The organism is Niveibacterium sp., assembly GCF_041909475.1.
GTDB lineage: Bacteria > Pseudomonadota > Gammaproteobacteria > Burkholderiales > Rhodocyclaceae > Niveibacterium.
The window spans coordinates 1-24,626 of the sequence record NZ_JAYRDJ010000019.1 but is presented as its reverse complement, the minus strand read 5'-3'; the positions used below and the strand labels follow the sequence as shown (position 1 = coordinate 24,626).

At 65.8% G+C, this 24,626-nt stretch carries 20 protein-coding genes; 13 read left to right on the top strand and 7 right to left on the bottom strand.

The genetic code is table 11. The features are described 5' to 3' along the window. Nucleotide 1: 1 nt before the first annotated feature. Both ACE3P0_RS13320 and ACE3P0_RS13315 read right to left on the bottom strand, forming a co-directional pair. Nucleotides 2-2,881 (bottom strand): type VI secretion system Vgr family protein, encoded by a 2,880-nt coding sequence (locus ACE3P0_RS13320; protein ID WP_374403146.1) that lies wholly within the window; start codon nucleotides 2,879-2,881, stop codon nucleotides 2-4. Nucleotides 2,882-3,056: 175 nt separating this feature from the next. Then, complete coding sequence (locus tag ACE3P0_RS13315; RefSeq protein ID WP_374403145.1) at nucleotides 3,057-4,082, bottom strand: transporter; 1,026 nt, start codon at nucleotides 4,080-4,082, stop codon at nucleotides 3,057-3,059. Nucleotides 4,083-4,299: 217 nt separating this feature from the next. Between ACE3P0_RS13315 and ACE3P0_RS13310 the strand changes: the two genes are divergently transcribed. Further along, nucleotides 4,300-4,842 carry a chalcone isomerase family protein gene (locus tag ACE3P0_RS13310; protein WP_374403144.1) on the top strand — a complete coding sequence of 181 codons (543 nt, stop codon included), beginning with the start codon at nucleotides 4,300-4,302 and terminating at the stop codon, nucleotides 4,840-4,842. Nucleotides 4,843-4,914: 72 nt separating this feature from the next. Here ACE3P0_RS13310 and nadA read toward each other — a convergent pair whose 3' ends face one another. Together nadA and ACE3P0_RS13300 are read right to left on the bottom strand one after the other, a co-directional pair. Beyond that, complete coding sequence (gene nadA, locus ACE3P0_RS13305) at nucleotides 4,915-6,018, bottom strand: quinolinate synthase NadA (RefSeq protein WP_374403143.1); 1,104 nt, start codon at nucleotides 6,016-6,018, stop codon at nucleotides 4,915-4,917. Between the two features lie 74 nt (nucleotides 6,019-6,092). Beyond that, nucleotides 6,093-6,545, bottom strand: a complete 453-nt coding sequence (locus tag ACE3P0_RS13300; RefSeq protein WP_374403142.1) for a rhodanese-like domain-containing protein — start codon at nucleotides 6,543-6,545, stop codon at nucleotides 6,093-6,095. Between the two features lie 370 nt (nucleotides 6,546-6,915). Here ACE3P0_RS13300 and glnA point away from each other — a divergent pair, with 370 nt between their 5' ends. The 11 genes from glnA (at nucleotide 6,916) to ACE3P0_RS13245 (ending at nucleotide 18,350) form a co-directional block, all read left to right on the top strand. Further along, nucleotides 6,916-8,325 (top strand): type I glutamate--ammonia ligase, encoded by a 1,410-nt coding sequence (glnA, locus tag ACE3P0_RS13295; protein ID WP_374403141.1) that lies wholly within the window; start codon nucleotides 6,916-6,918, stop codon nucleotides 8,323-8,325. Between the two features lie 85 nt (nucleotides 8,326-8,410). Beyond that, nucleotides 8,411-8,956: a DUF4124 domain-containing protein gene (locus tag ACE3P0_RS13290; RefSeq protein ID WP_374403140.1), complete on the top strand. Its 546-nt coding sequence runs from the start codon at nucleotides 8,411-8,413 to the stop codon at nucleotides 8,954-8,956. A 137-nt stretch (nucleotides 8,957-9,093) separates the two neighbouring features. Further along, nucleotides 9,094-10,182, top strand: a complete 1,089-nt coding sequence (glnL, locus tag ACE3P0_RS13285) for a nitrogen regulation protein NR(II) (protein ID WP_374403139.1) — start codon at nucleotides 9,094-9,096, stop codon at nucleotides 10,180-10,182. Nucleotides 10,183-10,244: 62 nt separating this feature from the next. Beyond that, on the top strand, nucleotides 10,245-11,639 hold the full coding sequence (gene ntrC / locus ACE3P0_RS13280; RefSeq protein ID WP_374403138.1) for a nitrogen regulation protein NR(I): 1,395 nt from the start codon (nucleotides 10,245-10,247) through the stop codon (nucleotides 11,637-11,639). A gap of 133 nt (nucleotides 11,640-11,772) precedes the next feature. Continuing rightward, nucleotides 11,773-12,564: a biotin--[acetyl-CoA-carboxylase] ligase gene (locus tag ACE3P0_RS13275; protein WP_374403137.1), complete on the top strand. Its 792-nt coding sequence runs from the start codon at nucleotides 11,773-11,775 to the stop codon at nucleotides 12,562-12,564. Continuing rightward, nucleotides 12,564-13,274, top strand: coding sequence for a type III pantothenate kinase (locus ACE3P0_RS13270; protein ID WP_374403136.1), 711 nt, complete (start codon nucleotides 12,564-12,566; stop codon nucleotides 13,272-13,274). The genes ACE3P0_RS13275 and ACE3P0_RS13270 overlap by 1 nt, the downstream gene beginning before the upstream one ends. Before the next feature lie 71 nt (nucleotides 13,275-13,345). Then, on the top strand, nucleotides 13,346-14,365 hold the full coding sequence (locus ACE3P0_RS13265; protein WP_374403135.1) for an SPFH domain-containing protein: 1,020 nt from the start codon (nucleotides 13,346-13,348) through the stop codon (nucleotides 14,363-14,365). A gap of 66 nt (nucleotides 14,366-14,431) precedes the next feature. Continuing rightward, the gene (locus ACE3P0_RS13260; RefSeq protein ID WP_374403133.1) at nucleotides 14,432-16,351 is read left to right on the top strand and encodes a DUF4178 domain-containing protein; all 1,920 of its coding nucleotides are present in this window, start codon (nucleotides 14,432-14,434) and stop codon (nucleotides 16,349-16,351) included. Next, nucleotides 16,351-16,491, top strand: a complete 141-nt coding sequence (locus ACE3P0_RS13255) for a hypothetical protein (RefSeq protein WP_374403132.1) — start codon at nucleotides 16,351-16,353, stop codon at nucleotides 16,489-16,491. Before ACE3P0_RS13260 ends, ACE3P0_RS13255 begins: the two co-directional genes overlap by 1 nt. Before the next feature lie 14 nt (nucleotides 16,492-16,505). Continuing rightward, a complete protein-coding gene (locus ACE3P0_RS13250; RefSeq protein WP_374403131.1) occupies nucleotides 16,506-16,724 on the top strand; it encodes a DUF350 domain-containing protein in 219 nt (72 codons plus the stop codon). Nucleotides 16,725-16,832: 108 nt separating this feature from the next. After that, nucleotides 16,833-18,350: a polyamine aminopropyltransferase gene (locus ACE3P0_RS13245; RefSeq protein ID WP_374403130.1), complete on the top strand. Its 1,518-nt coding sequence runs from the start codon at nucleotides 16,833-16,835 to the stop codon at nucleotides 18,348-18,350. Nucleotides 18,351-18,363: 13 nt separating this feature from the next. Here the strand turns inward: ACE3P0_RS13245 and ACE3P0_RS13240 are convergent, their stop codons facing one another. Beyond that, nucleotides 18,364-18,798: a hypothetical protein gene (locus tag ACE3P0_RS13240; protein WP_374403129.1), complete on the bottom strand. Its 435-nt coding sequence runs from the start codon at nucleotides 18,796-18,798 to the stop codon at nucleotides 18,364-18,366. A 198-nt stretch (nucleotides 18,799-18,996) separates the two neighbouring features. On the opposite strand from ACE3P0_RS13240, the gene ACE3P0_RS13235 reads away from it, so the two are divergent. Then, nucleotides 18,997-21,060: an ATP-dependent helicase gene (locus ACE3P0_RS13235; protein WP_374403128.1), complete on the top strand. Its 2,064-nt coding sequence runs from the start codon at nucleotides 18,997-18,999 to the stop codon at nucleotides 21,058-21,060. A gap of 13 nt (nucleotides 21,061-21,073) precedes the next feature. Here ACE3P0_RS13235 and ACE3P0_RS13230 read toward each other — a convergent pair whose 3' ends face one another. Together ACE3P0_RS13230 and ACE3P0_RS13225 are read right to left on the bottom strand one after the other, a co-directional pair. Then, the gene (locus tag ACE3P0_RS13230; RefSeq protein ID WP_374403127.1) at nucleotides 21,074-21,799 is read right to left on the bottom strand and encodes an SLATT domain-containing protein; all 726 of its coding nucleotides are present in this window, start codon (nucleotides 21,797-21,799) and stop codon (nucleotides 21,074-21,076) included. A 163-nt stretch (nucleotides 21,800-21,962) separates the two neighbouring features. Beyond that, a partial coding sequence (locus ACE3P0_RS13225; RefSeq protein WP_374403125.1) for a sensor histidine kinase occupies nucleotides 21,963-24,626 on the bottom strand: 2,664 nt, incomplete at its 5' end.

The following is a 24,626-nucleotide window of genomic DNA, read 5'->3' as shown; positions in this document are numbered from 1 at the left end:
TTCAAGCTCCTTGCCGCGCAAACGGCGCGCCGTTCTGCATTGCCTTCATCATGCATTCCACGCAGATCGACTTCGGAAAATCGGGCAAGGGCGGGTTCAGCTTGCCGGGCCCCGCAAAGCTCTTCTGACTCGCATGCACCGTGAGCGTCCCCGGACACTGCACCGTGATGTTGCCGCCTTCGATGGTGATCGCTGCGCCACCGGCGGTGGCGAGGTGGATCTTCTTGGCGGCGGCGAAGTCGGCGGAGGCGTTGGCGGAGAGGATCTTCAGATCGTCCTTCGCCGCGATCTGCAGGATGTCGCTGTGGGCTTCGAGCCGCAGCGGGCCGGCGCCGGCGATCATCGACAGGCCCATGCCGCCCTCTCCTGCCTTTTCGGCACCGGCGAGGATGCCAAGCGTCTGGCCGGTATGCAGCCGCGTGTTGCCTTGCGTAACCCACTCCTGATTCGCGCCAGTGGCGAACAAGGCCGTTTCGTTGGCGGCGAGCGTGATGCTGTCGGCGGCGGTGAGCGCGATGCCGGCTTTGCCGGAGATGGCGAGCAGCGCTGCAGCGCTGTGTGGCACGCCTTGCTTCTTGATCGGTAGCGCGGCATCGCTGTAGGCGGCGCCGAGGTCTTCCGGGGCGACGCAACCGGAGAGCGCTTCGGTGAGTGCGGCGGCGAGCGACTTTTGCGGCGTCAGGGTGCAGGCGTTGGCGCGTACTGCCCCGACATGGCTCGCGTAGGGCACCGTCTGATGCGTCTTCGCGGCGCTGTTCATCGCTTCGGCCAGCTTCTGTGCCTGGCGCGCGAGCGCGACGCCGGCCGCGTTGTCGCCTGCAACTTCGCTGCCGCGCTGTGCGTAGGTGGAGAGCAGGACGCCACGTCCGCCGTTGATCGCGCCGTAAGCGTCGGTGCGCAGCTCGAAGCCCTTGCCGCGGAAGCTGCCGCGATAGTTGTCACGGGTGTGGATCAGGTGACCCAGCGCGAGGCTTGTTGCCTGCTGTGTGGTGCTGACTTGCGTGCGCAGCTGATTGTCGGAGTCGTCGAACACCAGCTCGCTCCAGCCGCCACCCCCCCAGGCACGACTGCGGATGCCGGAGAGCGCGCCCGCGTTGCGGTGGTTCGCATCGCCCGCACCGGCGGCATGCCACAGCGGTGCATGGCCCCCAGTGAGGTTGCCCTGCGCGCTTGCAGCGCGATCGTTCGCCAGCGTGAAGACGTTCGGATCGGGCGCACTGGCACGGCCGCCGGGGGAGGGTGCGACGCCGTTCTCGCCGCGGCCGTTGAAGGCCGCGCCGACGCACACCGGCCGATCGATGTCGCCGTTCATGAAACTGATCAGGACTTCCTGCCCGATGCGCGGGATGAAGCGGGTGCCGGCGTTCGACCCTGCGTGGCGGGTGACCACGCGCACCCAGCATGATGCGGGGTCATCCGGCTGCTGCCACAGGAAGCGCACACGGATGCGGCCCAGCGCATCGGTATGCACCTCCTGCGTACCCGAGGCGACCTCTTCGCCATTGGCGCCCACGACCACGGCGTGCTGCAGGCCGGACGCGGTGGGGCGCGGGTTGAGGCGGGCACCGGTGTCATCCGTGAGTTGCGGGTGCCAGGGGATCGCGGCGCGTTGCGCGCCGAAGTGGCAGGCGAAGCCATGTTCGTCGCTCGCCGCAAGCAAGGCGGGCGAGAGCGCCATCGCGCCGTCGTCGGCGTGTCTCAGTCGAGCAGCGGCTTCGGCGAGCCCGACGGGCAGATTGTTCTTGCCGGCCGCTTCGACGGTGCAAACGAGAAAGCGCCGCGCCTGGTTGCCGCTGGCGGCGCCGGGCAGCAGTGACACGAGGTCGTCGATGAGGCTTGTTTTCAGATCGAACCAGGTGCCGGGGCGTAGGGTGCGCACGGATGCATGACCGAGCCAGCGTTCCTGCCGTGCCTCGATCGCTTCACGTGCAAGGCGCGCATACCGTTCGGCGAGGCCCGCGTTGGCGAAGGCGTAGGCGCCAACGAAGTCGTAGTCCTCCAGCGCTGGCGCGTTGGGGCCGCCGACCGAGCGCGCAGCGGGTAGCGATGCGCTGATGCTGGTGTCGCCCTTGTAGTCGGTTGAAAGCAGGGTGGTGACGGAGGCGGCGAAGCGCCGTTCGGCGCCGAACGCGAGGATGCTGTCCTGCTCCTCCGGTGCGGCGGCGCGGTGAAAGCGCAGGCCGGCGCCACCGGCGGCTGACGCTGCGCAGCGATCCTGCGGCAGCGCTGCGGCGTCGGCGAAGATCAGCCATTCGTGCAGGGCCTGTTGCGAGAGCGTTTCGGCTGCCGCACCGTCCTCGTTCAGCTCGCGGAAGCAGAAGCCGAGGCCCTCTTCGGCGAGCAGGCGTGAGAGGAAGGCGTAGTCGGTTTCGCGGTACTGCACGCACAGCGAGCGTGGCGGCAGATCGGCGAGGAAGGCGGGCACCTCGTCGGCGAGGCGCCATTGCGCCAGGCTCGCGTAAGGCGCGAGCACTGCTTCGATGATTGCCGTCAGCGGTTGTTCGAGGAATACGCGGCTCTGCGCCGTGTCGTTGGCGAACCATAGCCAGGGCACCAGCGTGAAGCGGTAGCGTGCAAGGCCGCCGTTGGCCGCCAGAAGCACGGCGTTGCTGACGTAGCCGGAGCGCTGAATGCGGCCACCGTCGGCGAGCGTGATTCTCAGGGCAGCCTGCTTGCCGAACAGGGCGCCGGTGTCGACGTTGGCATCGGTACTCAGCAGATCGATCTGCCAGCTCGACAGTTCGGAGAGCGCTTCGCGTGCGCGGAAGCGCTCAACGAGCCACGGCGTGGCGTCACCTTCGAGCGCGAAGTCGTAAAGGCGCGACTCGGATGAAAACAGCGAGGCGGGGAGGACTGCGGACAGCAAGGACGCGACCGACATGAGGTGACGGGCTCAAACGGGAATGCCGGATGATGACATTGGCAAATCTACATGTCATGGCGGCGTGCGCGGCGGCGTGATCTTCTTGGCAGCCCAGCCGCGGCGGCGAAGCATGCCGGCCGCCAATGAAAAAGGCCCCGCGTGCGGGGCCTTTGCGTATGAGGGATGGGAGTGATCAGTTCACGCGGTAGATCAGGCGCAGCCAGCCGATCGTGCCTTCGGGGCGGTTGCGCGCACCGAATTCCTGCAGCACCTTGAATTCGAGACCGAGCGACGAGTCCTCGGTCTGCCAGCCGAGCTGCGGGCCGAGCGCGAACACGCGGGCCTTGTTGCCGTTGTCGGCCACGGCGCCGGCGATGTCGGACTTGTCCTTGGTCGTCTGCACGATCATGTAGCCTGCCGCGCCGATGCGCACGCCATCGCGGATCTGGTACATCGCGGCACCGTCCGAATGCAGGTACTGGCCCGAGGTGTACTTGGTGTCATCGTTCTTGGTGTTGAACGAGTAGGTGGTGCGCGCGCCGAATTCCCAGCCGTTCTCGGTCACGTAGGCCAAGGTCAGCGCTGGGCGGAAGGTCCAGAACTTACCCGCGCCCGGGTTGACCGCGCGGTCCTTGTCGTAGCTGCCGGTCGGGGCGACGAAGGCCGGCGCGAACAGGATACGGTAGGTATCGGTCTGCCAGTCGACGAAGGGGGCGATCTCGGTGTCGCCGATGCCGGACTCTTCGCCGGTGTTGGCCGTGGCGAGTTTTGCGATCTGGGCATCCACCAGCGCACCGATCGGTGCCGGCAACGGCGTCGTGCGGGTCAGGTTGGTGGTCAGCGAAGTCTTGATCAGCGGCACGGTGGCGGATACGCCGACGCGGCCATCCCACAGTTGGTAGTCCGAGATCCAGCTCGCGCGCAGGGCGAGCACGTCGGCGCGCACCTGGCTGTCCTGCTCGGCGCTGACTTTGCCGATGCCGGGAATGCTTGCACTTTGGACCGGCTTGTTGCCTTCATCGTCCTTGAACTCGCCGGCGTAGTAGTGCTGGTAGTTCGCCTGCACGTAGAAACCCGGCATCGCCGGCGAGGTCAGATCCTGCCCGGGCAGGCCCAGCAGGGCGCGCAACTGGCCGCGCTCGGTCGCGATCGCCGGGGCGCTCGCGGTGATCGTCAGCAGCATTGCTGCGATCAGACGGTGACGGGAACGGTGTTTCATCATTTTTCCTTACTAGTACTTTTTGGCGGCTTCTTCTGCGAGAATCCGCCCTCTCGCGCGTCCGGGTCGGGTCTTTTCCATACGCTTGCGTATTGATGCAAGCCCAACAACGGCGGCGATTGTTACACAAGACAGCTTGCAAAATTACACGGGGGTGCCCATGCGGTGGCGTATTGAAGGAAAAATGTTGTGTCGGGGCATCGCTCTGGCGTTTTTGATGTTTGTCGGGCAGGCCGTCGCGGCGGTGGATGTGGATGGCGTCAGCTTTGAAGAGGGCGATACCGTGGCGGGCCAGAAGCTGGTGCTGAACGGCGCGTCTTCGTCGCAGATCCTGTCGTCCAAGGCCACTGTGGTCGGCCTGTACATGGTGCAGAAGGCGAACACGCCGGAAGCCGCTTTTGCCGTGAAGGGCGCCAAGCGGATTCGCCTGGTTGCGCTGAAGGAGATCTCGGCCAAGGATCTCGCAACGGTGCTGCTGGACCGCATCAAGCAGAACGCGACGCGCGACGAGGTGGAGAACAACATCCTGCAGTTGGCGGCGATGGGTGCGGCATTCAATAGCCGCCCGAAGCTCTTGAAGGGCGATGTGGTGACGCTGGACTGGAACCCGGGCCCCAAGACGACCGAGATCCGCATCAACGGGGATCTGGCAACGCAAGCGATTCAGGGTGACGCGTTCTACCCGGTGGTGATGAAGGTCTGGATCGGCCCGAAGGTGCGTACCAACCTGCGCAACAACCTGCTCGGCGTACCGAACTGATCGACGTGACGCAGCAATGAAAAACGCCCCGCCGCTCGCGCGCCGGGGCGTTTTGTTTGGTGTGGCCGCCGCTCAGGACACCGCGAGCATGCGATCGAGCGCGAGCTTGGCGAGTTTGGCTTCGTGATCCGGCACGCTGATGCGGTTCACGATGTTGCCGTCGGCCAGGTTTTCCAGCGTCCAGGCCAGATGCTGCGGGTCGATCCGCTGCATCGTCGAGCACATGCAGACGGTGGGCGACATGAATTCGACGATCTTGCCGTCGGCTTTCACTTCCTCCGCAAGGCGGCTAACAAGGTTCAGCTCGGTGCCGACCAGCCAGCGGGTGCCCGAAGGCGCGGCCTTGATCGTCTTGATGATGTACTCGGTCGAGCCGACGTGCTCCGACTGGCGGCAGACCTCGAACGGGCTCTCGGGGTGCGAGATCACGATGCCGTCCGGGTACTTGTTGCGCCAGCGCATGATGTGGGCGGGCTGGAACATCTGGTGCACCGAGCAGTGGCCCTTCCACAGCAGCATCTTCGCGTTGCGGATCTGCTCCGGCGTCAGTCCGCCGTACTCCTGATCCGGGTCCCACACGACCATCTCTTCGAGCGGGATGCCCATCGTGTGTGCCGTCCAGCGGCCGAGGTGCTGGTCCGGGAAGAACAGGATCTTCGGGCGCTGCGCAAAACTCCAGTCGAGGATCGTGCGCGCGTTCGACGAGGTGCACACGATGCCGCCGTGGTCGCCGCAGAAGGCCTTCAGGTCCGCTGCGGAGTTGATGTAGGTGACCGGCGTGATCTGCTTGTCGGGCGACTCGCCGAGCACTTCTGTCAGCTCGCGCCAGCAACGCTCGACTTTCGCCAGGTTGGCCATGTCGGCCATCGAACAGCCTGCCGCGAGGTCGGGCAGGATCGAGATCTGGTGCGGGTTGGAGAGGATGTCTGCAACTTCCGCCATGAAGTGCACGCCGCAGAACACGATGTAGTCCGCATCCGACTGGCCCGCCAGGTGCGACAGGCGCAGCGAATCGCCGGTCAGGTCGGCATGCTGATACACATCAGCGCGCTGGTAGTGGTGCACCAGCAGCACGGCCTTCTTGCCGAGGCGGGCGCGGGCGGCGCGGATGCGCTCCTGTGCTTCTTCGTCGCGCAGGGTGTTGAAGCGGTCAAAGCTGATGGGGGCAACTTGCATGGTTCTACTCAAGAAAGGTGCGCCGGATCGGCGCGCAGTAATGCAGACCTGAAATGCGGCGCGGTGTTCCCGCCTCAGCCCTGAATCCAGGGCAAGCCGGCGTGGCGCCAGCCGCCGATGTGGCCGCGCTGCCCGTTCGCATCACGGTCGCCCTCGAAGCCTTCCAGGATGTTGTAGCAGGCGGTGTAGCCCTGTTGCTGGGCCAGAATTGCGGCGTTGTGCGATCGCGCCCCGCTGCGACAAAGGAACAGCACCAGCGCCTCGCGATCGACCTGGTGCGTCAGTTGCGCCAGGAAGTTCGGGTTCCGCTCGCCACCCGGCCAACTGTTCCACTCGATCTCGACCGCGTTTGGCACGCGCCCGACCCACTCCCACTCAGCGCGGGTGCGCACATCCACCAAGACTGCGCCGGGTGCCTTCTGCCACACAGTGAAGGCTTCGGCGGGAGTCAGCGCGCCGGAATACGGAAGGCTGAGCTTCTCGCCGCGGTCGCGGGCAAGGCCGAGCAGGTCGCTAAGGTGTCCCATTCAGAAGAGCCGGAGTTGGGGTGAGGCGCGAAAAATCGCCGGGCGGCGAGTATGCGCGCGCGAGCGCACACCCGCAAGGTTTCTGCTGGATCAGGAGGGTGCGCCAAGTTGGCGCATGCGCACCGAAACGGTGCATTGTGTGGTGCGGTTGCACCGTTTTGGGGTGCCTTGCGGTGCTTAGGGCGAGCCCTGTGCTGTGGCACAATACCGCGCCTTTCAAACCAAGATTTGTCCGGTTCGGGTTCTCAGCGCGTAGCGTGCTGTGCGGAGCAACCGGGCGATCCTTTGGCACGCTACGTGCTTTTTGAAACCGGATCGCGGTATTTGGCACCGCAGAATGTCAGTTGGCTTCCATACCTTAGGAGTGAATATGTCCCCGCAAGACGTCTTGAAGATGGTCAAGGAGAACGAAGTCAAGTTCGTCGACTTCCGTTTCACCGACACCAAGGGCAAAGAGCAACACGTCGGCGTGCCGGTTTCGGCCTTCGACGAGGAGAAGTTCGAGCACGGCCACGCTTTCGATGGCTCCTCGATCGCCGGCTGGAAGGGTATCCAGGCTTCTGACATGCTGCTGATGCCGGATCCGGCCTCTGCCTTCATCGACCCCTTCATGGACGAGACCACGCTGGTCCTGTCTTGCGACGTGCTCGATCCGACCGACATGAAGCCGTACGACCGTTGCCCGCGCGGCATCGCCAAGCGCGCTGAAGCCTTCCTGAAGGCCTCCGGTCTGGGCGACACCGCCTTCTTCGGTCCGGAACCCGAATTCTTCATCTTCGACAGCGTCGAGTGGAACGTCGACATGTCGGGCTGCTCGGTCAAGATCAACTCGGAAGAAGGCGCCTGGGCTTCGGGCGAGAAGTTCGAAGGCGGCAACACCGGCCACCGTCCGGGCGTCAAGGGCGGTTACTTCCCGGTTCCCCCGGTCGACAGCCACAACGACATCCGTGCCGCGATGGTGCTGGCGCTCGAGCAGATCGGCATCCCGGTCGAAGTGCACCACCACGAAGTGGCGACCGCCGGCCAGAACGAAATCGGCACCAAGTTCAGCACGCTGACCAAGCGCGCTGACTGGACGCAGATGCTCAAGTACGTGGTGCACAACGTTGCCCACCAGTACGGCAAGACCGCGACCTTCATGCCGAAGCCGATCGTTGGTGACAACGGTTCGGGCATGCACGTGCACCAGTCGATCTGGAAGGACGGCAAGAACCTGTTTGCGGGCAACGGCTACGCCGGCATGTCCGAGTTCGCGCTGTACTACATCGGCGGCATCATCAAGCACGCCCGTGCGCTGAACGCGATCACCAACCCGCTGACCAACTCTTACAAGCGCCTCGTGCCGCACTACGAAGCACCGGTCAAGCTGGCTTACTCGGCGAAGAACCGTTCGGCTTCGATCCGCATCCCGTTCGTCAACAGCGACAAGGCGCGTCGTATCGAGACTCGCTTCCCGGATCCGGGCGCGAACCCGTACCTGTGCTTCGCCGCGCTGATGATGGCCGGTCTGGATGGCGTGCGGAACAAGATCCACCCGGGCGATGCAGCTGACAAGAACCTGTACGACCTGCCGCCGGAAGAAGACGCGCTGATCCCGACCGTCTGCTCCTCGCTGGATCAGGCGCTGGAAGCGCTGGACAAGGATCGCGAGTTCCTGACCCGTGGTGGTGTGTTCTCGAACGACTTCATCGATGCGTACATCGCGCTGAAGATGGAAGACGTGACGAAGATCCGCATGACCACGCACCCGGTCGAATTCGACATGTACTACAGCCTCTGATCGATTCCTCGATCCGGAGCACAAGGAGGACGGGCTTGCCCGTCCTCTTTTTTTGTCCTTCGCCGGCGTGAAAGTGCATCGAATCGTGTCGGCGCTTGGCAGGCGACGCGGCGGCGCCTACACTCGACGGCCCGTCCACCCGCGTGACGTCTGCATGTCCACGATTCGTTCCCTGGCCGCTGTTGCGGCACTTCTCTCAACGCTGCCGGCCCATGCCGACATCTTCAAGTGTGTCGATCCGGTGTCCGGCAAGGTCACCTACACCAACACCAAGATCGGCGAGAAGGGTTGCACGCTGCTGTCCCGCGACCAGAACGTTTCGTCCGTGCCGGGGCCGTCGGCAAAGAAGCCGTCGGCAACGCCGTCTCCCGCCGAGTTTCCGAAAGTCGATGCTTCGACGCAGCGCAGTCGCGACAGCGACCGGCGCAAGATCCTCGAAACCGAATTGGCGACCGAGGAACGGGCGCTGGAGTCGGCAAAGAAGGAGCTGGCGGAGCAGGAAGGCGCGCGCAGCGGCAGCGAGAAGAATTTTGCCAAGGTGCAGGAGCGTTTGAAGCCGTTCCAGGATCAGGTCGAGTTGCATGAGCGCAATGTCGAAGCGATCCGGGCGGAAATCGCCAAACTACGCTGATCCGGTGCGGGCGATCTCGCCCGCTGGTGTGTCGCGTCCGTCACTGCAACGCGGCGGGCGATGATCGGTTTGTCGCGCATCTCGGTGTCTCGCAGCGCAAATCAAGCTTGGCGCGCTTCTTGCTCGCATTGCTCCGCATGACTCGCGTAACCGTGTATTCCGACCCCGTGCCACAGGCGCATACCGACGCCCGGATCGCGGGGCTCGACTTGCTTGCGTCGGCCGTCGTGCTGGTCGACGACGGCCGTGTCGTCCGCTATATCAACCCCGCCGCAGAGAACCTGTTTGAAGTCAGCGCCCGCCAGTCTGTCGGTCGCCCGCTGACGGCGCTGCTCGGCGAGCCGCCCGGCCTCGATGCCGCGCTCGACAATGCGCTTGCAAACAACTGGAGCTACACCGGCCAGAATCTCGTGCTGGCGCGCGCCGGACACGACACCCTGCATGTGGATTGCACTGCCACGCCGGTTGATGTGTTTGGCGCCCGCCTGCTGATGGAATTTCGCCCGATCGATGCGCAACTGAAAGTGGCGCGCGAAGAGCGATTGATCGAGCAGCAGCAGGCGAACCGCGAGCTGATCCGCAACCTCGCGCACGAAATCAAGAATCCGCTCGGCGGCATCCGTGGTTCCGCCCAGCTGCTGGCACGCGAACTCAACGACGCGCAGCTCAAGGAATACACCGAAGTCATCATCGCCGAAGCCGACCGGCTGCAGGATCTGATGCAGCGCCTGCTCAACGCGCACCGCGCGATGCAGCCCGGCCCGGTCAATATCCATGACGTGCTTGAACGCGTGCTGCGTCTGGTGCGCGCGGAGTTCCCCGGCGTCGTCGTGCGGCGCGACTATGACACCAGCCTGCCCGAGCTGACAGGCGACCGCGAGCAGCTGATCCAGGTGGTGCTGAACATCGCGCGCAACGCTGCACAGGCGATGCAGGGCGAGGGTGAAGTGGTGCTGCGTACCCGCGCGTTGCGGCAGGTGACGCTGGCGAAGAAGCGCCACAAGCTCGCACTTGAACTGCGCGTGATCGACAGCGGCCCCGGAATCCCCGAGGCGATCCGCGATCGCATCTTCTATCCGCTGGTGTCGGGCCGCGACAGCGGCAGCGGCCTCGGGCTTTCGATCGCGCAGAGCTTCGTCGAACAGCATCAGGGCATGATCGATGTCGAAAGCGAGCCAGGCCGTACCTGCTTCACGATCGTGCTGCCGATCCGCAACGAAGAGTGAGTGCTGAGGCGTGCAGGTCCGCTGCGGGCCTGCAGTCCTCACCCCTTACAGAAGTGCAGACCATGAATCCGATCTGGATTGTTGACGACGACCGCTCCATCCGCTGGGTCCTCGAAAAGGCACTCACCCGCGAGAACATTCCTCACCGCAGTTTCGGCTCGGCCAGCGAAGCGTTGACCGAGCTGGATGCCGGCGCCGCGCCACCGCAGGTGATGATGAGCGATATCCGCATGCCGGGCGAATCGGGCCTGGTGCTGCTGGAGAAGGTCAAGGCGCGTTACCCGAGCCTGCCGGTGATCATCATGACCGCCTACTCGGATCTCGACAGCGCGGTATCGGCTTTCCAGGGCGGTGCATTCGAATACCTGCCCAAGCCTTTCGATGTCGATCAGGCGGTCGAGCTGGTGCGTCGCGCGATCGAAGAGAGCCGCCATCGCGGCCCCGCCGCCGAGGAGAGCACCACGGTGCCGGAGATCCTTGGCCAGGCACCGGCGATGCAGGAAGTGTTTCGCGCCATTGGGCGGCTGTCGCAGTCGCATGCAACGGTGATGATCAACGGCGAATCCGGCTCCGGCAAGGAGCTCGTCGCCCGAGCATTGCATCGCCACAGTCCGCGCAAGGACCAGCCCTTCATCGCCATCAACACCGCGGCGATTCCGAAGGATCTGCTGGAATCCGAACTGTTTGGTCATGAGCGGGGCGCCTTCACGGGTGCCACCGCGCAGCGCCGCGGCCGTTTCGAGCAGGCCGAGGGTGGCACGCTGTTCCTCGACGAAATCGGCGACATGCCGCCGGAGCTGCAGACGCGCTTGTTGCGTGTGCTGTCCGACAATCATTTCTATCGCGTTGGTGGCCACCAGCCGATCAAGGCCAATGTGCGCGTGATTGCGGCGACGCACCAGAACCTCGAACAGCGGGTTCGCGACGGCCTGTTCCGCGAAGACTTGTTCCACCGCCTCAACGTGATCCGCCTGCGCTTGCCGCCGCTGCGTGAGCGCAAGGAAGACGTGCCCCTGCTGGCGCGCCACTTCCTGTCGCGTTCGGCGCATGAACTGGGGGTCGAGACCAAGCGGCTATCCGAACAGGCGCTCAAGTATCTGCAGACGCTGGAATTCGCCGGCAACGTGCGCCAGCTGGAGAACCTGTGCCACTGGCTCACCGTGATGGCGCCGGGGCAGACGGTGGATGTCGGCGACCTGCCGAGCGAAGTGCGCGAGCAACCGGCGCGTGTGGCCTCGGAGTCCTGGCTCGACGCCTTGGCGGTGGAGGCCGATCGCCTGCTCGCGACCAAGCCCGGCGAGGTGTTCGACATGCTGACGCGCGAGTTCGAGCGCAACCTGATCCGTCGCGCACTCAATGCCACCGGTGGCCGTCGTGTCGAGGCCGCCCAGTTGTTGGGCATCGGTCGCAACACGATCACGCGCAAGATTCAGGAACTCGGCATGGACGCCGAGTAAGCAGCGCCGAGAAAATGCGGCGGGCGCTGCCGCGCGCGAAGTGCTTCAGTGTTGACGCAACATCGCCCCGCATAGGCTGCTCTTGAACGGTGCAGCCGTTACACTGCGCGTTTCCCAAGCTGGATCACGCGCAGTGTCAGATCGCACCGATCAGGAGCTGGCCCGCCTCAAGGCGCAGCTCGGCCCCGTCGCCGCCCGTTTCGACGCCGATCTGCTCGAAACCTGCCCCTCCACAAGCAGCCTGCTTCTCGACCGCGCCGCGGCGGGCGCGCCCTCGGGCGCCGTGCTGTGGGCGCTCGAGCAGACCGCTGGTCGCGGTCGTCGTGGCCGCGCATGGGTAGCGCGACCCGAGGCCAGCCTCACTTTCTCCCTGCTGTGGCGATTTCAGCCTGGCACGCGCCTCTCCGGGCTCAGCCTTGCCGCCGGCCTGGCCGTTGCACAGGCCCTCGAAGGCCTTGGTGCGCGCGACATTGCACTGAAGTGGCCGAACGATATCTGGCTCGACGGACGCAAGTTGGGCGGCATCCTGATTGAACTGCACCAAAGCGGTGCGCGCACCGCAGCGGTGATCGGAATCGGCCTCAATCTGGCGCCGCCGGCGCCCGGCGATGTACTGGATCAGCCGGTCGCAGGGCTTTCCGAGTCGAGCGCCGTGTCGACCGATCCGGTGGCTGTGTTGGCTGCCGTGCTGGCGTCGCTGGCCACCTCGCTCGACCTGTTCGAGCGCCAGGGGTTCGCGGTCCTGCGTGATGCATGGCAGGTGCGCCATGCGTTGCAGGATCAGCCGGTGCGCTTGGTCGACGACAGCGGTGAGGCGGAAGGCCTGTGTCGCGGCGTTGATGCAGAGGGCGCCTTGATGCTGGAGCGCGATGGCCTGCTGGTGCGTGTGCTGGGCGGCGATGTGTCGCTGCGGAGGCGAGGCTGATGTACCTGCTGATCGATGCCGGCAACACGCGCGTCAAATGGGGCTTTCACGACGGTAGCCGTTGGCTGTGCCGCGAGGACGTGGCGCATGACGCACTGGCGACCTGCGACTTCATGCGCTTCGGTACGCCCGAGCGGGTGTTGATCGCTCATGTGGCGTCGGAAGCGATCCGCTCGCTGATCCTCGAACAACTGGGCGATACCGCCGCGCGCGCCGAGTGGTTCGCTGCCAGCCTGTCGCGTTGCGGCGTGACCAACCGCTATGCCGAACCGACGCGCCTGGGGCCGGACCGCTGGGCCGCCGCGATCGGTGCCTGGCACCGGGTGCGCGGCGCTTGCGTGGTGGTGAGCGCAGGCACTGCGACGACGGTGGATGCGATCGACGCGGGCGGCAACTTCCTCGGTGGCCTGATCCTGCCGGGGCACGGCTTGATGTTGCGCGCGCTGGCCGGTGGCACCGCAGCCTTGCCGCTCGCCGAGGGTGATTGCGTGGCGTTTCCGAAGAACACGCACGACGCGATCGAAACCGGAATCCGCTATGCGCAGTCGGGCGCGGTGGAGCGTTTTCGCCAAGAGATGCCGGCCCACACGCCGGTCGTGTTGTCCGGCGGATCTGCTGCAGCCCTGGCGCCGCTGATCGCGCCGCCGCGTATCGACTTCCCGAATCTGGTTCTTGAAGGCTTGCTCTGCGTGGCGCGCGACACGGCCTGAGTGGCCGGCATCTGGCCCGCGCGCCCGCGGCGCAGTAGCATCCTGCGCACTACCCCAAGGAGATCCCCACCATGGCCCTGATGGATTTCATCAAGAAACAGTTCATCGACGTCATCCACTGGACGGAAGACGACGACAGCGTGCTGGTGTCGCGCTATCCGATGCAGGACATGGAGATCCAGTACGGCGCCCAGCTCACGGTGCGCGAGTCGCAAGCCGCGTTGTTTGTGAACGAAGGCCGTGTCGCGGATCTCTTCGCGCCGGGCCTCTACACGCTCAAGACGCAGACGCTGCCGATCCTGACGAACCTGCAGAACTGGGACAAGCTGTTCCAGTCGCCGTTCAAGAGCGACGTCTACTTCTTCAGTACGCGGCTCAAGCTCGATCGCAAGTGGGGCACGCCGCAGCCAGTGACGATTCGCGACAAGGATTTCGGCATCGTTCGCCTGCGTGCCTTTGGCCTTTATGGCTACCGCATCGTCGATCCGAAGCTGTTCCACTCCGAAGTCAGCGGCACCCGCGAGCACTACACGGTGGACGACCTCGACGGCCAACTGCGCGGCACGATGGTGTCGTGCATGAGCGAGCTGTTCGGCGAGTCCGGCGTGGCCTTCCTCGACATGGCGGCCAACCTGTCGGAGTTCGGCGCGCAACTCAAGGCGCGCATGGAGCCGGCCTTCGCGAAGTTCGGCCTGGCGCTCGACAACTTCGTGGTCGAGAGCGTGTCGCTGCCGGAAGAGCTGCAGAAGGTGCTCGACCAGCGCATCGGCATGAACATGGTGGGTGACCTCAACAAGTTCACCCAGTACCAGACCGCCAACGCGATCCCGATTGCCGCGGGCAATGAAGGCGGTATCGCTGGCGCGGGTGCGGGCCTTGGTGCCGGCATTGCGATGGGGCAGGCAATGGCGGGCGCCTTCACGCAAGCTACGCAGGGTGCGGCGCCGGCCGCTGCACCCGCGGCACCGGCGCAGTCCGCGGAGGATGTCGTGGCCTTGCTGGAAAAGCTCCATGGCCTGATGGAGAAGGGCATCCTTACCGCCGAAGAGTTTGCGGCGAAGAAGGCCGAACTGCTCGGCAAGCTCTCCTGAGCGCCGTGTGACGTGGATGCTTGCCGTGCATGCACGCGCTGCCGGCAAGCTCGCTGACCTGCACGCATGCCCGTCAACGTAATTTGCCCCTCCTGCGGCGCCGCTGTGCGCTTCCAGTCCGCAGCCTCGGCGCTCGCGGTGTGCGCGTACTGCCGTGCCACGCTCGCACGCGATGGCGACACGCTGAAGAACCTCGGCCGCATGGCCGAGCTGTTGCCGGACGACAGCCCGGTCCAGATCGGCACGCAGGGGCGTTGGGGCGGTACCGGCTTCGGCGTGGTGGGCCGGCTGCAGTTGCGCTACGACGCCGGCTTCTGGAACGAATGGCACATCCTGTTCGACGACGGCAAGTTCGGCTGGATGTCGGAATCAGGCGGGCAGTGGACGGTCACACTGCCGCATCCTTCGCGACCGGAATTCCCGCCGTTTGAGGCGATCCGCCCTGGCGCGCGGGTGCAGATCGCCGGCAAGGTGTTCGAGGTCAGCAACAAGGAGGAGGCTGTCTGCCTTTCCGGCGAGGGCGAGCTGCCCTTCGTTGTCGGGGCCGGCTACATCGCGCCGGTGATCGATCTGCGCGGGCCGGATGATGCGTTTGCGACGATCGACTATTCGTCCGATCCGGCCACCGTGTATGTTGGCGCCTCGGTGGACCGCGCTGCACTCAAGCTCGCGAATACGCGCGACCGCGCCAGCGAGGCGCTGGGGGCGACGCCGGCACGGAAGGCTGAAGCAATTGCCTGCCCGTCCTGCGGTGCGCCGTGGTCGCTGCATGATCAGAGCGTGCTGGTGGTGGCGTGCACCAGTTGCGGCGCCTTGTCGGATGTGGATGGCAAGGTCGCCAAGGTGCGCGACGCTGCGCGTTCCAGCTCGCGCGTGGTGCCGCCGCTCGCGCTGGGCAGCAAGGGCAAGCTCGACGGCGTCGAGTGGGAAGCCATCGGCTTCATGCGCAAAGGCGTGCCACATGAGGTCGGCACCTGGGACGAGTACCTGTTGTACGACGGCAAGGGTGGATTCGCCTGGCTCGTATCGGAGCGCGGTCACTGGAACTTCGTGCGCCAGATCGACAAGCTGCCGGTGCAGAACGTGGGCGGCGATCGACCGGAATACACGCTTGGTGGCTCGCGCTACCGCCACTTTGCCGATTACCGCGCCGAGGTGATTTCGGTGCTGGGCGAGTTCACCTGGCGGGTGCGACTGGGTGACAAGGTGCAGGTGCGCGACTTCGTGGCGCCGCCGAATGTGCTGTCGTGCGAACAGACCGACAACGAATGGACTTGGTCCGCCGGCCGCTACCTGTCGCCGGACGAAGTCACGGCGGCGTTTGCGCTCAAACGCCCGTTGATGCGCGCCTCGGGCGTGAATGCCTGTCAGCCCAATCCCCATGCTGCGACGCGCTGGCCGGTGCTGGGTTTGTTCCTGGTCTTCGCGCTGCTGGCCTGGATTGTGCACGGCATCTTCACCGGCGGATCATCGGCAGTCTTCCACCAGACCAGGCTCGATTTGCAGCCGGGTCAGGAAACATCGCTGACCTCGGAGCCTTTCCGCATTCCGTCGGACCAGCGTCGTGTCGAGGTCGACCACTTCGCGCCGGTCTCGAATACCTGGGCCGGGGTGGAGGTCGAGCTGGTCAACCGTGGCTCGGGCGAACACTTCGTGGCGGCCAATGAGATTTCCTACTACACCGGCTACGACTCCGACGGCTCCTGGTCCGAAGGTGGGCAGACCGGCAGCGCGGTGTTCTATCAGGTGCCGGCAGGTGAATACCACCTCGTCGTGCGCGGCGAGCTGCCCGCCGATGCGCCGCAATTGCTGACCGATCAAGTCACGCTGCGGGTGGCGCCGCCGCCGTTCTCGAACCTCGCCAGCTGTTGGTTGCTGTTGTTGTGCTTTCCGTTGTTCGCGTTCGTGCGCAGCTACAGTTTCGAGGTGGCGCGCTGGAGCGAGAGCGATCACCCGATGACCAGCAGTTCGGAGGATGACGACTGATGATCAAGCTGTTCTCGGTGACCGCATTGCTGGCGATTTCGCTGCTCGGCTGGATGGATTCGCGCGGCTACGGCCTGTTCGACGAGCGTGGTTCTTCATCGAGCGCCCGCTCCAGCGGCGGACGCCTCTATCACAAGTAAGCAGGAGCCCAATCATGGAACTGTTCTTCAACGCGCGGCCGCTGCTCGGCTCCATCATTTATTCGATTCTGGGCGTGGTGGTGTTCTGGGTGTCCTTCATCATCGTCGACAAGATCACGCCCTACGACCTCTGGCGCGAGATCGTGAAGGAACGCAACCTGCCGCTCGCGATCATCGTTGCGGCGATGTGCCTCGGTATCGCGATCATCGTGGCGGCCGCGATTCACGGTTAGCCGCCTGCAAGGCGCTTCGTCTGCCGCTGAGTGCGGCGGAGGCGCCATTTTCACCTCTACAGAACCCCCAAGCGGGCGCCGGTTCGATCGGCCGCGCCCCGCATCCAGATGAGCTCACTCCGCACCCAGCGCCACGCGCTGCTCGTTTCCGTCTTCATCGTCGCGTCCTGCGGGCTCGCCTACGAGCTGGTTGCGGGCGCGCTGTCGTCCTACCTGCTGGGCGATTCGGTCACGCAGTTCTCCACCGTGATCGGCACCTACCTGTTCGCGATGGGGGTGGGCTCCTGGCTGTCGAAGTATGTCGAACGCAACCTGGTGCTGCGCTTCATCCAGCTCGAACTGCTGGTGGGGCTGGTCGGCGGTTTCACGCCGGCGGCGCTGTTCGGCATCTTCGCGCTGGAGGCGGCGCCTTTCCGCGTGATGCTGTACGGCGCGGTACTTGCGGTGGGTGTGCTGGTGGGGCTGGAGATCCCGCTGGTGATGCGCATCCTGCGGCGTGAGCTGTCCTTACGCGATCTGGTGTCACAGGTGCTGACGGTGGACTACCTTGGCGCGCTCGCGGTGTCGATCGCCTTCCCGCTGCTGCTCGCACCGCACCTCGGGCTGGTGCGCACCGGCCTGTTGTTCGGCTTGCTCAATGCGGCGGTCGCGCTGTGGGCGGTGGCGGTGTTCCGTGCGCAGTTGCCGCAGGCGCGTCTGGTCGTGGTGCAGTGCGCGGTCACGTTGGCGGTGATTGCGGCTGGTTTTGGCTTCGCCGGGCGCTTTACCGGCTGGGCCGAACAGCAGATGTACCAGGACCCGATCCTCTACACCCGCACCACGCCGTACCAGCGCATCGTGCTGACGCGCTGGAAGGACGACCTGCGCCTGTTCCTCAACAACAACCTGCAGTTTTCGTCGGCCGACGAATACCGCTACCACGAGGCGCTGGTGCATCCGGGTCTCGCGAGCCTGCCGTGGGCGCGCCGCGTACTGGTGTTGGGCGGCGGTGACGGCCTTGCGGTGCGCGAGATCCTGAAGTATCCGCAGATCGAGCATGTCACGCTGGTCGATCTCGATCCCGGCATGACTTCGCTGTTCCGCGATGCGCCGGCGCTGCGTGCGCTCAACGGCAATGCGTTTCACTCGCCCAAGGTGCAGGTGATCAACACCGATGCCGGGCGCTGGCTGGAGGACTCACGCGAGCGTTTCGATTTCGTCGTGGTGGATTTTCCCGACCCGTCCAACTTCGCCGTCGGCAAGCTCTACACCACCGCGTTCTACCGGCTGCTCGCCCGCCACGTGGCGCCCGAGGGGCGCGCGGTGATCCAGGCGACCAGCCCGTTCTACGCACGCAAGGCCTACTGGACGGTGGTCGCGACGCTGGAGGAGGCGGGCTTTCAGACCGCCCCCTACCATGCGTTGGTGCCGTCCTTCGGCGAATGGGGCTACATCCTTGCGGGGCGGTTGCCCTACGAACCGCCCGCCGCGTTGCCGGTGCCCACGCGGTTTCTCGATGGCGGCACGCTGGCGGCGATGTTCAGCTTCTCGCGCGACATGGATCGCGTTGCCGCCGAGCCGAATCACCTGAACAGCCAGAACCTCGTGCGGACCTTCGAGGACGAGTGGCGGCACGCGATCCGCTGAGCGCGGCGGTGTTCTAGTGCCGGCGTTCGCCCGAATCGCTGCCTCGAACCCACGGATCGTTCGGCAGGAAGGGGTTACGCGGAGGTAGCGCTGCGGTGCAGCGGTCGTGCAGCTTCAGCAACGCGCGTAGCACCGGCTCCGGGAAGCCCTGGCGGCCGCAGCGGGTATCGGTGATCAGGCTGTCTAGGTAGTCCAGCGCGGCGAAGGGCTCGCGCCAGATCAACGCGAGCCGGTTCGCTACATGGGGGAAGCGTTCGGCGAGCAGCTCGGCATTGTCATCATGCGTTTCCGCAAGCCAATACTCGGCCAGCGGGCTCAGGTGGATCCGCGCGTCGCGGCTGTGGTCGTAAGCCCCCTTGCGCAAGGGCGGCACAACGCGCCGCAGATCAGCATCGAGCGACGCCCGTGCATCGTCGTGGTTGACGGTTTCGAAGGGCATGATGTGCATCGCAGCCTCCACCGGCTATGACTGGTGGATACAGTATGGACAAGCCTGCGGGGTCTTGCCGGGCAAATCGAGGCGGATTCGGCGCCTGTTTTTGATGGCCTGGGCCGACATCCAGCGGGGCGCGCCAGCATCGGCGCGCTGACTGCGCTGCGCGTCCGAGGGTGTATATTCATACACCTTTTGTCGTCAGGTCTGTTCATGTCCGCCGTCGCCCAAGCCCCTGCCGCATCTGCGTCGCGCCTCAACCCCGAGCAGAAAGCCGCCGTCGAGTACGCCGACGCCGCGCCGCTGCTGGTGATCGCCGGCGCCGGCTCGGGCAAGACCAACACGCTTGCGCACCGCGTGGCGCATCTGGTGCTGGGCGGGGCGGACCCGGCGAGCATCCTGTTGCTCACCTTCTCACGCCGGGCGGCGGTGGAGATGACGCGTCGCGTTGAGCGTATCCTGGGCAGCGCCAGTGATGATCCGGCGCTGGCACGCGCAGCCCTGAGCTGGGCCGGCACCTTCCACGGCATCGGCGCGCGCCTGCTGCGCGAGTACGCGGAGCGGATCGGCCTTGGGCCTGCCTTCACGATTCACGACCGCGAAGACTCGGCCGATCTGATGAATTTGGTGCGGCATGAGCAAGGCCTGTCGGCGAAGGAAAAGCGCTTCCCGACCAAGCAGACCTGTCTCGCGATCTACTCGCGCGTCGTGAACACCAGCGCGCCGCTCGCCGATGTGCTGCGCGACGCCTTCCCCTGGTGTGCGATGTGGGAAGAGGATCTGAAGAAGCTCTTCGGCGCTTATGTGGCGGCCAAGCAGCGTCAGGATGTGCTCGACTACGACGATCTGCTGCTCTACTGGGCACACATGGCGGCCGAGCCGACGCTGGCCGCCGAGCTGGGCCAGCGCTTCGCGCATGTGCTGGTTGATGAGTATCAGGACACCAACCGCCTGCAAGCCTCGATCCTGCGGGCGCTCAAACCGGATGGCCACGGCCTCACCGTGGTTGGTGACGACGCGCAATCCATCTACGCCTTCCGCGGCGCCACGGTGCGCAACATCCTCGACTTCCCCGCCGAGTTCGCGCAGCCGGCGAGGGTGGTCACGCTGGAGCGCAACTACCGTTCTACGCAGCCGATCCTTGCTGCCTCGAACGCGGTGATCGGGCTTGCCGCCGAGCGCTTTACGAAGAACCTGTGGAGCGAGCGGGCCGCCACCCAGCGCCCGCAGCTGGTCACCGTGCGCGACGAGACCGACCAGGCGCGCTACGTGGCGACGCAAGTACTCGCGCGCCGCGAAGAGGGCGTGGCGTTGAAGAAACAGGCAGTGCTGTTCCGCGCCGCGCATCACAGTGCGCCGCTGGAAATCGAACTCACGCGCCGCAACATCCCCTTCGTGAAATTCGGTGGGCTCAAATTTCTCGAAGCGGCCCATGTGAAGGACATGCTCGCGGTGCTGCGCTGGGCCGAAAACCCGCGCGACCGCGTCGCCGGTTTCCGCGCGGTGCAGCTGATGCCGGGCATCGGCCCGAAGAGCGCGGCGCGCATCGTGGATCTGCTCGAAGCCGCGAACGACCCGGTCGCCGCGCTGGCCGACTTCGCGCCGCCCGCATCCGCCGGCGAGGCTTGGGGCGAGCTGCCCAAGCTCCTGGGCGACTTGCGCCTGCGCGCCGCCTGGCCGGCCGATCTCGAACGCGTGCGCCGCTGGTATGCGCCGCATCTCGAGCGCAAGTACGAAGACGCCGCAATCCGTGAGGCGGATCTGCTGCAGATGGAGCGCATCGCCGCCAGCTACCCGAACCGCGAGCGCTTCCTCACCGAGCTGACGCTCGATCCGCCGGACGCCACCAGCGATGAATCCGGCGTGCCGCTGCTCGACGAGGATTACCTGATCCTGTCGACGATCCATTCGGCAAAGGGGCAGGAGTGGGAGTCGGTCTACCTGCTCAACACGGTGGACGGCTGCATTCCCTCAGACCTTGCGACCGGCAGTAGCGCCGAGATTGAAGAGGAACGCCGCCTGCTCTATGTGGCGATGACGCGCGCGAAGGACGCATTGCATCTGCTGACGCCACAGCGCTTTTACGTTACGCAGCAAAGCGGTGGCGGCGATCGTCATGTCTACGCGCAGCGCACCCGCTTTATTCCGCCGGGCGTGCTCGAGCACTTCGAGCAGGCCGTATGGCCGGTGGCCGGAAGCAGCGCAGCGGGGGCTGTTACGCCGCCGCCGCAGGCTGTCGTCGATATCGCCGCGAAGCTGCGCGGGATGTGGGGTTAGGCGAGTAGGGCGACTAACGGCTGATCCGCAGCGAGGGCTCGGCGTCGCCGGCTGAGATGCTGCTGGCGACCAGCGGATCGCCCCCGAGCTGTGACATGCCCAGCGCGTGCGCGACGAAGACGGCTTCGAGTGCCACGATGACGAGCGGCAGGGCGAGGCCGGAGACGCTGGTCAGCTGAGCGCGTAGCGCGAGACGGGTGCGCTCGCCGCGGCCGAGGCGGTGTTCGGTGGGCATGTCGAGCACCGCGAGGCGCTGGTCATTGCGCGACGGGGATTCGAGGTTGCGCAGCGTGTCGGCATGGCGCAGGCGGAACTCGTCGAGGATGTGCGACGAGATCGCGCCGGGGCCGACGTCTTCGCACACCTTCTCGAACTCGCGCCCCAGTTCGCGCAAGCGGTCGCCGCATTCAAGCAGCACGCGTGCGCGCAGTGCATGGTTGGCTGAGGCCACCAGCACCACACATACCAGCACCGATACGCCGAGGAAGATCTGCAGCAGGTTCAGCACGTTGGGGGCAAGCGCAAGCCGCACGCCGGCGTTCTGCAGAAGCGGGATCAGGATCAGGCCGAGCGACAGCGCGATCAGCGTTGCCAGCCAGGCGCGCCCCTGGCGCTGCAGGCGCAGCCCGGCGTGCGAGCGGCTGCGGGCGGAGGTGCGGATGGCGAGCAACTGGCGCTGCGCAGAATTCGCGCTCAGTTCGTCGGCGCCGGAAACCCAGTCTGAAAAACTCGTTTGCATGCTTGCGTCAAAGCCTCTGCCAGTAAGCACGGCGCGCGGGCGCTGTGCGGGTTCTAGGGAGCGACGGGCATTGCCGGTCGTGGGCCGGTGGGCCGCACGGCAATGCTGCGCGCATTGAACCCCAAATCGTGGGCGGCCGATAGGGCCGCGCGTCACGAAAGACTCAGCGCAGTGCCTCCGGGGGGGCGGCGCTGGTCTCCGGCGTCACGCGCGGGAATTCGAGCGTGAAGGTGGTGCCGCTGCCGGGCGTGCTGGCGACGTCGATGGTGCCCGCCAGCACCTCCTGCACGATGTTGCGCACGATGTAGAGACCCAGGCCGCTGCCGCCCGTGCCGAGGCGGGTGGTGAAGAAGGGCTCAAAGATGCGGTCCATCACGGCGGCACTCATGCCCACGCCGTTGTCGCTCACGCTCAGCTGCAGGCGGTCGTCGGCAAGCGGCGACACGATCAGATGAATTTCGCCGCGTTCGCGGCCTTCGAAGGCGTGGGTCAGCGCGTTGAGCACCAGGTTGTCGACCACCTGTGCGATCGCGCCCGGGAAACTGTCCATCACCAGGCCTTCGGGCACACGCGCATCGAGCGTTACGCCGCGGCGCGCGAGCGTCGGGCTGAGCAGGCCGACGATGTCGCCGAGCTTGTTGTTCAGATCGAATACCAGGCGACGGTCGCTCGACTGGTCGACAGCCACCTCCTTGAATTTGCGGATGGTGCCGGCCGCGCGATCGAGGCCGCGCCGCAGCAGATGCACCGCCTCGCGCACGTAGGCCGTGAAGTCGCTCAGGTCGACGCGGCGGATCTTCCCCTCGGCCACCGCTGCGTCGAATCGCTCGATTTCCTCGTTCAATGCACTCGCGGCCGTCACGCAGTTGCCGATCGGCGTATTGAGTTCATGCGCCACGCCGGCGACCAGGCTGCCGAGCGAGGCCAGGCGCTCGGCTCGCAGCAGGTCTTTCTGTGCGTGGCGCAGGCGTTCCTCCGCCTGCCGTTGGCGCGTAATGTTCCGCCCCACGCCGCGATAGCCAAGGAAGCGCCCGCGGGCGTCGTACTGCGGCGCGCCGGACAGGACCAGGTAGCGCAGCTGCAAATCGTCCGCGGTGAGGCGCAGTACTTCCTCGGAAAACACCTCGCGGCGCTGCATGGCGGCTTCAATGGCGTGGGCGTGCGTTGCTTCGTCGGCATGCAGGGGGAGCGCGGACACCACGCGGCCGAGCCAGCGCGTCGTATCGATGCCGGACGCTGCGAGATCCTTGCCCACGATCTCGCTGAAACGCAGTTCTGCATCCATCTGCCAGTAGCAGTCGGACGACAACTCGGTCAGCTCGCGGAAGCGCGCTTCCTTGTCCCGCAGCGCACGGATCAGCGGTTGAACGATGCGGCGGAGCGCCCAGCCCGCGACGAGGACAATGCCCAGCACGACGGGTAGGATCCGGTGCCACTGGTGGCGCACCGGTTCATAGAACTCGTCGGCATCCATCGTGATCAGCATCGCGAGGCCGTTGCCGGCGATGCCCATACCCATGCCCACCGGCCCGATCGGGCCATACACCAGCGTGACCGGCCGACCTTGCTCGTCCTGGCTGAAAAGCGGATCCCATGTGGGGCTGGTGTGGCCTGCCAGCGCATCCTCTACCGATGCCGTCATCTTCGCGCCGGGTGGCGGCGTGCGCAGGGATTCGCCGCTGCCCGAGAGGAAGCAGCGGATGCGCTGCGCGTTCTCGCCGCACAGGGCCATCACGCCGGTGCGGCCGAGATCGTAGGTGTCGCTGACGAGTTGTTCCCAGGCGGGCACCGACTGCTCGATCAGCAACTCGCCGACGACGCCCTCGCCGAGCAACTCAAGCTGCAGGCGCATCAGGGCGAACGGCACGCCCTGTTCCCACTTCACTTCAAGCTGAACCTTGCCGCGCGTGTCGCTCCAGATGGCATCCGCCGATGACAGCGTGCCCCGTTCGGCGAGTACTTCGCCGCGCTTGCCGCGCGCGCTGAACGCCCGCACCACCCGGAATGGCAACTGCTCCTGAATGCGCTGGAACAGCTGACGCCGGATCTTCTCGTCCGTACTGCGTTGTGCCTGTAAGGCGAGGCGGCCGATCTCCTGATCCTTCAGCAGCGCGTTGGCGTCGTAGAACTGCCTTTCGGTGGCGAAGAAGAAGACCTGCTCGCGGTTCCGCGCCGTCATGCGTTGCTGCTGGTAGAGCGAGCGCTCGATCTGGGTCTCCAGCGCCACCAGCGTGACCAGTGTGGTCACGAACGCCACCGCGATGAGAAAACCAACGCCGATGCGCGCCACGCGAACGTCCTCGCTGCGCGCGGCGGGGCGATACGCACGGCAGTGGGCGAACAGCCGCAAGCCGAGCAGCAGCAACCCAATTGATACGGCCGGCGGCGGCGAAGCAAGGGCCACCAGGCCGTAGATCAGGGGCAGCGACAGCGATGTCCAGATCAGCGCGGCGAGCGCCGTCGCGCAGATCGCCCAAGCCAGCGCCTCGGCGATGCCGCGTGTGATGCGGTCGGCGCGCAGGCTCAGCCCGATATAGCCGGCCGCCCAGATCAGGATCAGGGCGCCGAAGGCCGCCGGCGTATCGGCCGGCCACAGCGCGGCAACGCCGCCCGCTTCATGCGCGCGAACCCCGCCCAGCAGCGGCAGGCCGACCAGCACGGCGATCAGCCCGATCAGGGCGAGCACCGGTTGCCGCCGCTCGCCGCCGCCTCGCAGCGTAAGGGTGATAAGCAGCGCAATGCCGCCCGCAACGGGATGCAGCCACTGTTCGCTGGCAGGTGGTCGAGCTACGGCGCCGCTGGTGCTCAAGAGCGCCGCCGCGCCGTA